General features: G+C 52.3%; 9 protein-coding genes. 3 read left to right on the plus strand and 6 right to left on the minus strand.

Annotation, left to right across the window (positions count from 1 at the left end; all coding sequences use genetic code 11):
- The first annotated feature begins 24 nt into the window (after positions 1 to 24).
- Both FEF65_RS06430 and purT read left to right on the plus strand, forming a co-directional pair.
- Entirely contained in the window at positions 25 to 468 is a 444-nt protein-coding gene (locus FEF65_RS06430) for a DUF1499 domain-containing protein (protein ID WP_138238982.1), read from the plus strand.
- 73 nt (positions 469 to 541) lie between these two features.
- Positions 542 to 1,729, plus strand: a complete 1,188-nt coding sequence (gene purT / locus FEF65_RS06435; protein WP_138238983.1) for a formate-dependent phosphoribosylglycinamide formyltransferase — start codon at positions 542 to 544, stop codon at positions 1,727 to 1,729.
- A 185-nt stretch (positions 1,730 to 1,914) separates the two neighbouring features.
- On the opposite strand, the gene FEF65_RS06440 is transcribed toward purT, so the two are convergent.
- The 6 genes from FEF65_RS06440 to FEF65_RS06465 all read right to left on the minus strand — a co-directional run bounded on the left by FEF65_RS06440 (position 1,915) and on the right by FEF65_RS06465 (position 10,789).
- On the minus strand, positions 1,915 to 3,705 hold the full coding sequence (locus FEF65_RS06440; protein ID WP_138238984.1) for an ABC transporter substrate-binding protein: 1,791 nt from the start codon (positions 3,703 to 3,705) through the stop codon (positions 1,915 to 1,917).
- Between the two features lie 269 nt (positions 3,706 to 3,974).
- Complete coding sequence (locus FEF65_RS06445) at positions 3,975 to 4,880, minus strand: cupin domain-containing protein (RefSeq protein WP_138239104.1); 906 nt, start codon at positions 4,878 to 4,880, stop codon at positions 3,975 to 3,977.
- 238 nt (positions 4,881 to 5,118) lie between these two features.
- Positions 5,119 to 6,027, minus strand: coding sequence for a GGDEF domain-containing protein (locus FEF65_RS06450; RefSeq protein WP_138238985.1), 909 nt, complete (start codon positions 6,025 to 6,027; stop codon positions 5,119 to 5,121).
- 164 nt (positions 6,028 to 6,191) lie between these two features.
- The gene (locus FEF65_RS06455) at positions 6,192 to 8,837 is read right to left on the minus strand and encodes a hybrid sensor histidine kinase/response regulator (protein WP_138238986.1); all 2,646 of its coding nucleotides are present in this window, start codon (positions 8,835 to 8,837) and stop codon (positions 6,192 to 6,194) included.
- A gap of 3 nt (positions 8,838 to 8,840) precedes the next feature.
- Positions 8,841 to 9,812 (minus strand): type 2 periplasmic-binding domain-containing protein, encoded by a 972-nt coding sequence (locus FEF65_RS06460; protein ID WP_138238987.1) that lies wholly within the window; start codon positions 9,810 to 9,812, stop codon positions 8,841 to 8,843.
- 497 nt (positions 9,813 to 10,309) lie between these two features.
- A complete protein-coding gene (locus FEF65_RS06465; RefSeq protein WP_138238988.1) occupies positions 10,310 to 10,789 on the minus strand; it encodes a GreA/GreB family elongation factor in 480 nt (159 codons plus the stop codon).
- A 97-nt stretch (positions 10,790 to 10,886) separates the two neighbouring features.
- Between FEF65_RS06465 and FEF65_RS06470 the strand changes: the two genes are divergently transcribed.
- Positions 10,887 to 11,846: a 5'-nucleotidase gene (locus FEF65_RS06470; RefSeq protein ID WP_138238989.1), complete on the plus strand. Its 960-nt coding sequence runs from the start codon at positions 10,887 to 10,889 to the stop codon at positions 11,844 to 11,846.
- Positions 11,847 to 11,933 lie beyond the last annotated feature (87 nt).

Below are 11,933 nucleotides of genomic sequence, written 5' to 3' on the forward strand. Positions count from 1 at the left end.
AATGTTGCCGCCAGAGGAGGGCATATGAAGTGGATATTCATCGTAACCGGACTGTTGCTGGCGCTCGGGTTCATCACCTTTGTAGCCATGGCAATCTATTCACATAAAACACCTGCAAACCTGGGGTTGCAGCAGGGTTTGCTGCGGCCGTGCCCGGATTCACCCAACTGCGTTTGCAGTGAGGCACATAGCCAGGCAAGTCAGCAACATGCCATCCGGCCGATCAACCTTGCCGACAGAAGCTGGGTACAAATGAAAAGTATCATGGTGGCTCAGGGCGGTGTGATTGAGCAGGATGATGGGCATTATCTGCATGCGACATTTACCACGCCGGTATTTCGCTATGTGGATGATGTGGAGTTGCGCCTGGATGAGCAGCAAGGTGTGATTCATATCCGTTCTGCCTCGCGGGTGGGGCACTCCGATTTCGGTGTTAATCGCAAGCGGGTTGAGCAGTTGTCGCAATAGCCCGTTTTTGCCTGTGTGGATTCCGGAGAGTGAAACGATACAGTACGATGCCGCAAGATTCGGAGGTTAAGTCATGTCAGCGATTCAGATAGGTACACCGTTATCAGCCACAGCAACAAAGGTGATGTTACTCGGTTCAGGTGAGCTGGGTAAGGAGGTGGTGATTGAATTGCAGAGGCTTGGTGTTGAGGTGATTGCGGTGGACAGTTATCCGCATGCGCCGGCGATGCAGGTGGCCCACCGTGCACATGTGATCAGTATGCTTGATGGTGTTGCGCTACGGGCCCTGATCGAAGCTGAACAACCGGATCTGATCGTGCCTGAGGTGGAAGCCATTGCCACAGATACACTGGCGGCGCTGGAGAAGGAGGGGTTTCATATTATCCCGACGGCCAGAGCAACCCAGTTGACGATGAATCGTGAGGGCATCCGCCGGCTGGCCGCTGAAACACTGGGGCTGGCGACATCCCCCTATCGATTTGCTGCAACCTTTGATGAGTTTGAGACGGCGATCGCTGAAATAGGCCTGCCCTGTGTGGTGAAACCGATCATGAGCTCTTCCGGCAAGGGGCAATCTGTTATCCGTGAAGCCAGCGCTGTGCAGGCTGCCTGGGATTATGCCCAGAAAGGGGGAAGAGCAGGCAAGGGCAAGGTGATTGTCGAAGGATTTATCGATTTTGATTATGAGATTACCTTGCTGACAGTGCGTCATCGGGATGGTACCTCTTACTGTCAGCCGATCGGTCATCTGCAGATCGACGGGGACTACCGTCAGTCGTGGCAGCCTCAAGCGATGAGTGCAGAAGCGTTACAGGCAGCTGAAGAGATTGCCGGCAAGGTTACAGCAGCATTGGGGGGCTACGGCTTATTCGGCGTAGAGCTCTTTATCAAGGGCGATACGGCCATTTTCAGTGAGGTTTCCCCCCGTCCTCATGATACCGGACTTGTGACGCTGATATCTCAGGATTTGTCGGAGTTTGCCTTGCATGCCCGGGCAATACTCGGGTTGCCGATTCCCAATATCCGTCAGCATGGACCGGCCGCCTCATGTCCTCTGGTTGTGGAGGGTGACTCTGACCAGGTGATATTTACCCGGCTTGATGAAGCACTCTCTGTTCCGGATACCCAGATCCGTTTGTTTGGAAAACCGGAAGTCCATGGCAAGCGACGCATGGCTGTGGCGCTGGCAAGAGCAGACTCAATCGAAGCGGCGAGAGAGAAAGCCGTTGCAGCCTGTCATCGTATCGGGATTATTCTTTAGGGAGATGCTGATTTATTGCCTTCCTGGCAAAAATCAGTCCGCAAAGGCAAAAGCGCGATTTTTCCTTTGCTTACAAATCAAACACTTACGTGTCTGATTTGGCAGGCCATCCATGGCCCGCCAGGAAAGCACTGAATTGATCAGCGCTTCCTTAGGGAGCTGCTGATTGATTGCCAGGAGGGCAATCAATCAGCAGCCACCTGGAAGGGGGGAGGTGACTGTTTTCGTCTTAGTGGCAGGGAGATAAACAGTCGAACACCGTGTCCCGGCGTACTATGCAGGCTGTATTCGCCCTTGAGTGCATAAACCCTTTCCCGGATCGTGGTCAGTCCGACGCCGGTCGGAGACTGGCTCATATCAAAGCCGATACCATCATCGCTGATTTCAAGCTCGATCTTTTGTGTGTTTTCCAGTGCGGCTATGCGAATGCTCACATGGCTGGCTGAAGCATGGCGCATGACATTGGTCAGGCTTTCCTGAACAATACGAAAGAGGGTTGTGTTCAGGGCATCGGAAAGGTTTTCCATGCTGCCTGCAGTGGAAAAGTCGATTTCTATTTGGGTGATTTTCCGCCAGTCAGCCATCATGGCCTGGAGACCAAGAATCAGGCCGGATGTGTCGAGCATGTCCGGATTGATGCGGGTGAGAATTTTGCGAACCAGCTCAAACAGCTGTTTGACCGTCACACTGATGTGATCGGCATGTGCAATGACACGGCCCTGGCTGGATTCACCTTTGATCATGGCGGTCAGTGTGCTGATTGCGGTCAGTGATTGCCCCAGCTCATCATGAAGCTCGTGCGAAATGAAGCGCCGCTCATCATCACTGGTGGTAATCAGGCGCTGGGTTAGCAGGCGGTTGGTTTGCTCGCGTTGCAGCAGGTGATCCGTTCGTGTGCGGACAACCCGTTGTAACCTTTGAATATGTAACGTCAGCAGTAGTGCAGTCAGCAAAAACAGGGCGATCGTGATGCTCCATATATGCTGTTTGATTGCATCCATCAGTCCCGGCTCAGGGCGGTATATGAGCGAGTCCACCTGAAAGTTCGGCGGTAGCAGGCCAAGGCTGATGTAGGTTTCAGCAATTTTTTGCCAGCGATGGTGACTCATATAGCCGATTTGAACCACGTCGCTGAGAATCATGGCTTTCGCCTTTTTTGCCTCATATAGCAGTTGGGCGCGCGGCAGGTGCTGGGGGTTATATTTCTGTTCGATCACATCGATGGTTTCATCGATGTGATCGAGTGCATATTGCCAGCCGCGCATGGATGCATCTGTAAATGTCTGGGCTCGCTCGGCGTGATGGAGAACTTCATCGTTGCTGGTCACCAGAATATCACCGTAAAAATCGATGCCATAATCGGCTGGTAAAAAGAGTTGATAGTGAATGCCTTTCAGCTCCAGCTGATAGGGTTGATCAGAGATGTAGACACTGAATGCATCAGTCCGTCCGTCAATCAGGTCATTGAGGTCCAGGCTGTTTCTGAGTCGTATAAAATCGCCCGCTCCGACACCGGCGATGGCGAGCGCTGCATCAATATGGGCACTCATACCGGGTAGCATCATGATGCGCTTGCCGCGCAGATCAGCAAGCTTGTGGATATCAGGACGCTCAAGCGTCATCAGAGCCAGTGGGGAGTGCTGAAAAATTGCTGCCAGAATTCTGACCGGAGCACCTGCCGCAGCATCTTTCAGGATACCGGGGTCCGTGACCAGATAGTTGTAGTCGCCATTGTTGAGGCCATGGGTGATATCGGTATCCGGTTCCAGTTGTCTGATCTCGACATCAAGACCTGCATCGCGGTAGTACCCCTTCTCTTTGGCCATATAAAATCCGGCAAACTGGAATTGATGCTTCCACTTCAGTTGCAGAACTACCGGCTCGGCAGAGGCCGGAACAGATAAAAGCAGCAGCAGAGCCAGAAGCAGCGAGGTGGGGAGGAGCCGGTGAGCAGTGATGGCATGAGTTGAGTTCACCGGGTCTCCTGTCTTTGCAGCCTGTTGATTTCGCTCGCGCCTGCATCGGGATGGTTAATCATTTGAAACTATCACAGTATAGCCAATCCGACGGTGTTCAAACAACGGCCAATTGCATGCACCTGGCTTGTGTCGAGGTGCGATTGTTTACTATGTCTTGCACGTCGCTCATGCAGATGGTCCTGCAATATGATGGCAGTAGCCAGCTGCGCCCGTGGTAACTGCCATCATGATCGATTCCTGTTGAGATCTGTGGTTGAGCTGCTCTTTCAGCGAATGAATTGTATGTCGAGGGTGCGCATATAAGTATGCAGGCCGGCATCCTGAACAGGGAATACATAGGCATCCTGATCCGATTCGTTGTGATGGGAATGCCACCATCCGGGAGGTGTGACAAATACGCTGCCGGTTGCCCACATGGCTTTGACCGGATGGATGATATTTCCTTCCGGGTCTACCTTTTTACCGATCAGGGTATAGGTGTCCGGACCTGAGAATACAGCCAGATCCAGTGCCACCGATTGGTGGCGATGTGGCTTTTGTACGGCTCCGGCCGGGAGCAGATTAAACAGTGACCACATGGTGTGGGTCATCGTTTTCGTTTTGGTACACGCGTTGTTGCCCAGAATGATGCCGACACGGTTGCGGTTCTCGCGAATGGCAATCTCTCGCAGCTTTTCAACTTCGGAACACATATACGCCTTGCTGTAAAAAGCCGGGCTGAACATCGGTCTGACGGGGGCGACCCCCATATACTGCAGTAAGGGAGCATCATGGCTCCAGTAAAGTGCACTTTCGTCATCGGCATAATGGGTTACGCCACTGTTGCAGGGCAGGGTGAATGCATCTCCCTGCTGCCAGGTGATGACGCCATCAGCCGTTTCTGTGCGGCCGGAGCCGCGCAGGACAAAGTAAACTTCAGATGTTGCAGTCACCGAGGTGGTGATCTGCTCACCGGCACAGATGCGAATATAATTGGCCAGCAGGTTGGGAGCGGTGGCCAGATAAGGGGTTTCAAGTTCAGCCGACAGGTCGAGTGCAATGACGCGTGTTTCGCCCTGTTCATACAGGCTGGCCGGGAATGGTTGAATAGGCACCTCATGAAGGTCAGGGGTTGCTGCCGAGGAGTATTCCCAGCTCACCACCTGTTGGGCCCATTGATCGTTGTGATACATCATCTGTTTCCCCTTTGGCTGCAGAAAAAAGTATGGTCGGGACTTACCCGGACGGGGGTGTCGCGACCATGCCGATGCTGGGGGGATTGCAGGTGCTATGCAATCATGTGGAGGCAGTAATTCGCCATCGAAAGAGTCAGGTTATTCAGGCCCGCCAGGCGCTATCCCTGCCCAAACAGGTTCCAGTTCGCGGTTTACTTGCGCATCAGACGATGTTGTTTCGCGGTGACCTTTTGTATCAGAGTGATGTAGATGGGATCTCAATTTCGATACGGTCTCTTCCGTTGGATTTGGCGCGGTATAGTGCCTGGTCCCCGCGCTTTAACAGGTCGGTGATTTGACATTCATTCGGTAGCATCATCGTAACTCCAAATGATGCAGATACGGTGATTTCATCGTTCTGGTTCGGAATGTGAATCGTTTTCACCGCTTTCCTGAGCCTCTCTGCAACCATGACGGCTGCTTCAAGGCTTGTTTCGGGAAGTACGGCCACGAACTCTTCTCCACCGATACGACCCGTAAAATCAAATTGTCGAATTGTATTTCTGCAGACGTGTCCGACCTGCCTTAAAACGAGATCACCAATGTAATGCCCATAGCTGTCATTGATGTTTTTGAAATGATCGATATCGAAGTAGATGATGGTCAGGGGACGTACATATCGGATGGCCCGGTCTGCTTCATGTTGCAGCTTTTCCATGAAACAGGTGCGTGCATATAGCTCGGTCAGCTCATCGATGTTGGCTCTTTTTTTCAGCTCCTCCTCGAGTCTGACCTTATCCGTTCGGTCTATCAGAATCACGAGAAGAAGTGGCTCACGAAAGTTTTCAACATTCAGTTTTCCAATGCTGATTTCTGTCATGATTTCCGTACCATCGGCCAACCTTGTCGGAAAATAGTTGCCGCTCGCCCCCATAGAGCGCTGCTGTCCACTCATGACAAAGCCTCTCATGAGTGCGTCGTGTCTGGAGTGAAAGCGCTCCGGAATCAAGTCAATGATATGAAGAGTGATATCTTTTTCGCCAAAAGGATGTTTCAGTGACTCAATGGCATGCCGGTTGGCCGCCATGATCTCCCCGTTTGGCTTCACCAGCAGTGCGGCATCGGGCAATGCCTCCATAAAACAGTGAACTTCTCTTACTTTCATATCTGATTCCTTATGGCCATGGTCGAGTTGCTCCCGCCTTACAAGTGTGCGCGCAATGGAACGGGAAGCACAACTGACAACTTAGTATCAGCTTAGCAGACAATCAGGCGAACCGGCTAAGGAGCAGCTGATTTTTGCCCGGGACGGCAATAAATCTTCGCATGTTAATTGTGATGATCAAAAATCGAATGAACGACATGATAGAATGCATCGGGTGTATATGGCTTTTGCAGGAATGCGGTGACTTCATGATTCAGGAAGCGGGGGCTGACCGTCTCTTTGGAGTAACCGGAAGCGATGATGACGGGGACGTCAGGGCGTAGTTTTCTGATTTCCCGGCAGCAGTTTTCGCCGCTCAGCTTCGGCATGGTCAGATCAAGAATGACCATATCGATGTGTTGCATGTGCTCTTTAAAGCGGGCGATACCGTCCTCACCATCAACAGCTTCCAGGGTGTGGATTCCCTGCTCATTCAGTAAAACGACGGCAAGTTCACGGATGCTCTCCTCATCATCAATGACCAGCACGGTTTTACCCGGATATGAGCCCATATATGGTCTTGTTTCTGTGTCGACCAGAGACGGCGTTGTCCGCTTATCGCTGACGGGGAAATAGACGGTAAAGGTCGTGCCGGATCCCGGCGCGCTGGTTAGTTTCAATGCTCCCTGATGGGCTTTGATAATGCCGAGGATAGCGCTCATGCCGAGGCCGCGTCCGGAGAGTTTGGTGGTAAAGAACGGCTCAAATATTTTCTTCTGGACCTCTGGCGACATGCCGCAGCCGTTATCCCTGACTTCGATCCACACGTATGATCCGGGGACGGGCTTGTTGGCCAGGCAGCTATCAAGCAGCGATGGCCCGGCATCGATGACGCCGGTGGATACGTGAATCTCCCCGCGTTGATCACCAATGGCCTCTGATGCATTGATAATCAGGTTCATCATCACCTGCTGGATCTGGGCTGCATCGCCACTGATGGAAGGGAGCTCGTTTTCCAGTTGATAGGTGAGTGTCACATGCTTGCTGATGGAGACCGAAAGCAGTTTGGTGATCTCCTGCATCATGGTTGAGAGATTGATCGGTCTGATCATGAACTTGCCTTTGCCGGCATAGGCCAGCATTTGCTTGCACAGGTCTCCGCCTCTTTCGGTGGATTCAATCACACGCTGGAGGCGATCGTATGCCTCGCTCTGGCGGGGGATATGGCGTGACATAATAGCTGCATTGCCGAGGATGGTTGTCAGGATGTTATTGAAATCATGGGCAATACCACCAGCCAGGACGCCGAGGCTCTCCAGTCGCTGGGTATGTTCAAGGTGTTCCCTGTGCTCCCGTGCTTCCCGCTCAAGTTGTTTGCGCATGCTGACGTTGCGATAAATGGTGTGGACTTCAATGAGTTTGCCATCTTCAATATGCGCATGGGATGAGCCTTCAACCTCAATCTGTGCCCCATCCCTGGTCACCAGTATGCTTTCAAAGAGTCCCGGGCTACCGCCGTCAGCCAGTTGTTCGAGTCGTTTAAAATGATCGATGAGGCATGGCCGTGCCACAATGGAGCTGATATTGATGCAGGCTATCTCATCCGGTGTGTAGCCCAACTCATCCATCCAGCGCTGATTCACATAGCGGATATCACCTTCAGGAGAAACGCTCTGAATCAGCTCATCCGCCTGATTGAAGAACTCATACAGGCGCATCTCCGATATATGAAGTTGCTGGCGTGCTTTCTGTTTTTCGGCTTTCTCCTTGTTGATTTCCTGCTCATGTACCTCAACGACCTTTTTCTCAAGCAGGTGTATGTCATGCTCAAGCCTTGCCAGTGAGTCGGCGGACTGACTTGAGATCTCAACGCCGAGGTGCTCCCGGGCAAATGCGGCCACTTCACGGGATAAACGTCGCATGCGATAGGTCAGGCCTGCGATGGCCAGGATAAAGACGAGTGCAAGGCCTGCGGATTGCAGGTTGCGCTGCTGATTGGCTACATGCAGCACTACGTTCAGCTTATCATCAATTTTCTTTTTGCTTTGCAGTGAAATGAAATGGAGTGGCAGATCAGATGATCCGTAGTCAAAAAACTCCTTACCGGTGACCAGGTATGATTTTTCGATTTCACCAAGCGGCATCCCGGGCGGCACCAGTTCGCTGTTGGAGCTGGCCAGTATGACCGGCTCTTTGCCGGAAACATCCACCAGTGCGGTAAGGTTGGGGGCGACATCGTAACGGTGGGCGTTGGATAAAAACTCGGCATCCAGCGGGCTTGCCAACATCAGATAGCCCTGTAGCACCCCCTCATCATAGACCCCGGAGGTAGCCAGGACCCAGGGCTTATTGTCTATCATCGATAACATGGTCTGGCCGATGGAGTGGGTGAGCAGGTAACCCGAAGGCGGTTGCAGCGAAATCGGGATGGATCTCAGCTGGGTGCTGAATGAGTTGTGAATGGTTCCATCCGGATTGAGCAGCATCACCAGTCTGGGGTGAACCTGGCTGCTGATCAGCGAACGACCGGGAAACCAGGCTGGTTTCCGGCGCAGATTAATCTTCAGCTCGCCGGCTTTCCCACTGTGCAGCTGCCTGATCAGGGGAGGGTAATTGGCGGCAACCCGACTGATTTGCATGAAGAACTTGATCTGGTAGTCAAATCGAAGCCGTTCGATGCGAGCCTGTTGCTTGAGTGTATCCAGCAGCTCCGATTCATAGAGTTGATAGAGTTGCCTGTTATGGTAGGTATCGATGATGAAGCTGAAGAGTGCCGCAGCCAGAATTGTGATGATCAACAGCTTCAGGGTGAGTGGCAGCCGCTTTAGCATCCGTTATTTCCAGTGATCAGGTTCGCCGGTCAGCTCATCTCCCTGGAAGTGCCAGCCCTGTTGACGCAGCAGGGAGGCGGGAACAAGGTGGAAATGAGCAGGCAGTGTATCGGCTTGCTTCAGAAGGTACTGGATTAATTCCTCGGCCAGTCTGTTTTTTGCAGGGTCACTGCTCCATGAGGTAAGATTGTAGGTTCGGTAGAGAGGGTAGCGGGTGGATGCAATTTCATCCGGGTAGGCGCCGTCGATGGCCACTGTTCGTACGCTGTGCTTGCTGTTGAATGTCTGAATCATCCACTCTGTTTCATAACCGATGGCCTGCTTATCCATGGCAACGGTTCGGATCATGTCCGAAATGGCCCCTACCTCCATCAGGTCAGGACTGAAATCGTCTTCATGCTCGAGCAGTAGTCGCCAGTGACCGGGTCTTTGTTTGCAGTGCAGGCGTCCGATCGGATGAATCAGTCCGTCGATCTGACTGCCCACAACCTCACCCCAGTTATAGAGGTTGCCTGAAAAAATATCCCTGGCCTGAGCGAGTGAAATGGTCCGGGTGTGATTCGCTGTTGGAACAATCAGGGCGATCGGGGCAATGCCGATCGTGTGCCATGTCAGTCCGGGTAGGCGGTCGTTTTCGGCTGGCGGGCAGCAGAAGCCTCCGATATCAACGCTCTTTTTGTCGATGTTGCCGGCAGAGATACCGCAAGTACCTTTGCCGGTTACGATGGTCAGATGATGGTCTCTGGCATAGGTGTTAATCAGCGGCAGCATGCTGTCATAAAGTTGCTGATCCAGTGACAGAACGATGTCGGCATCAACGCCCTGATCGTAGACAACAGGCTGTTGTATCCATTGTGTTGATTTGCCTGTGTAAACCTTTTCCGGTGAGGTGAATGTCGGAATATCACGGGGAGCTGCCTGGAGAGAGGCAGGAAGCAGGGAGGAAAGTAACATCAGCATGTAAAGCAGTTTCATGAGTCCGCCCCCTTGAAAGTAGTTACATAAACTCATGCCGTCATACAGTCCCGGTTACTAACAAGTACGCTGCCAAAATCAGGTGGTAAAAGCAATGTCGAGCCGTCGTGATGAAGCGGGGATGGCGCAGAAGGTGCGCATGGATACTTTCCACAGATCCTGTGGAAAACTCTGGGGACAAACTGGCAGGGGTATTGTGTTTGTTACGTTTTCCGGCTCCTGCATACATGTTGACTAATAATTGTGCATATCAGATTAATCTATATGAAATAATTGTTTGTGCTATTTTTATAATGTTAATTATAGTTTTATTCGCTAACTTGCTGACGATGCCCCTTCGCCCTGGCGGGCGGTGGAAAAATACGATAAATTCCGATTGAAAAGAGGGGGCGGAGCTGATAGTGAGATATCGATCAGCGGGTTTGCTGCAAGTGATTGCAAAGGCCAAAGCCTTGCGTTGATCTTGATGGCCAGGAGGGCAATAAATCAGCAGCTCTTTAGTAGATCTCAACGATTTCATAGCTGCGCAACTTTCCGGCGATGGTGATATGGATCTCATCTCCGGCGCTGTGGTTTAGCAGCGCCTGGCCAAGCGGTGATCTGGGGGTGATAACCGTAACCTCGAGGCCATGATAGGGGACTTTAAGGCCACCGGCCTCCGGCGATAACCAGAGCAGTTGCTGCTTTGCCTCTTCATCGGCAAGCAAAACCAGTGATGAGAGGCCGATGTTCGTGTTGGCAGTCGGTTTCAGTCGCTTGAAGTATTCCAGTGCACGCACAACCTCAAGCAGGCGTGTTCCCTGGCCCTGCGCCAGATAGGATGCCTCCAGCGCCATGGTTTCATATTTGCTCGAGCCAAGACAATCGCCATGGGTAGCCGTGTCCCGTGCCAGTGCTACAGCCTGTTCAAGGATCGATAAATCGGTACGTAGCCGTGTTTGTATCAGGGTGAGAATATCGTGTTTATGAATGACCATTGCGGCGAAATATGCATATTGGCCGATCAAATGTCTTTCCTGTGCATCAGGGCGACGATAGCCTGATGAAGTACATCAGTTCCGGAGGAGAAGAGAGATGTCACTGGATTTATCAGATACGCTGGTCGTTGGCATCTCGGCGACAGCACTTTTTGACCTGACTGCAGCTGATGCGCTGTTTCGGTCAAAATATCAGGAAGATCGCGAGGGCTCGGTTCGGGCCTATCGGGCCTATATGCTGGAGAGCGAAAACAGTGATCTGGCCGATGGAACCGGGATGCCGCTGGTGAAGGCGCTGCTCGACCTGAACCGATACCAGCCGGAGCATGAGCCATCACTGATCGAGGTGGTCGTGATGTCTCGCAACAGCCCTGAAACAGGTGTCTGTGTGCTGCATAATATTCGCAAACGGAAGTTAAATATCACCCGACACGCATTTACCGGTGGTGAGTCGGTTGTTGATTATCTCGAAGCATTTGATGTGGACCTGTTTCTGACTACCAGTGTGGAGGATGCCCAGCGGGTGATCGATGGTGGCAATTGTGCCGTCGCGATCGTCAAGGCGCCTCCCGGTTCGCCATCGAATATTCCCGAAGGACAGGTTCGTATTGCCTTTGATGGTGATGCAGTCCTGTTTGATGATAGCAGTGAGCTTGTTTACAGATTGGAGGGGTTGAAAAACTTCCAGGAAAATGAAGACAGGAATCAGGATATTCCTCTTTCCGATGGCCCATACTCCACACTGTTGCGCAAGCTTTCCCGCCTGCAGGACCGCCTTCCTTTCAGTGTCGATTTTTCGCCGATTCGAATTGCAATCGTGACGGCCAGGAGTGCACCGGCAGAGATGCGGGTGATCAAAACCCTGCGTCACTGGGGTGTTTATGTGGATGAGGCTTTTTTTCTGGGCGGTGTTGAAAAGGCCAGCGTGTTAAAGGCGTTCAGACCCCACATCTTTTTTGATGATCAGGATCTTCATCTTGAGAAGGCGGCGAATTTTGTTCCGTCCGGCAAGGTGCCCTACAAGAGCAGCTCTCCGCTCGGCAAGGAGAGGAAGTAAGGCGGATTTGCTGCATATGAGGGGCTGAACGCCTCTATATGGTCAGGGGTTCGGGAAGTGCTCCGGTTCTCCGATCATGCATCAGCT

This window comes from Mariprofundus erugo, from assembly GCF_005818865.1.
Lineage (GTDB): Bacteria > Pseudomonadota > Zetaproteobacteria > Mariprofundales > Mariprofundaceae > Mariprofundus > Mariprofundus erugo.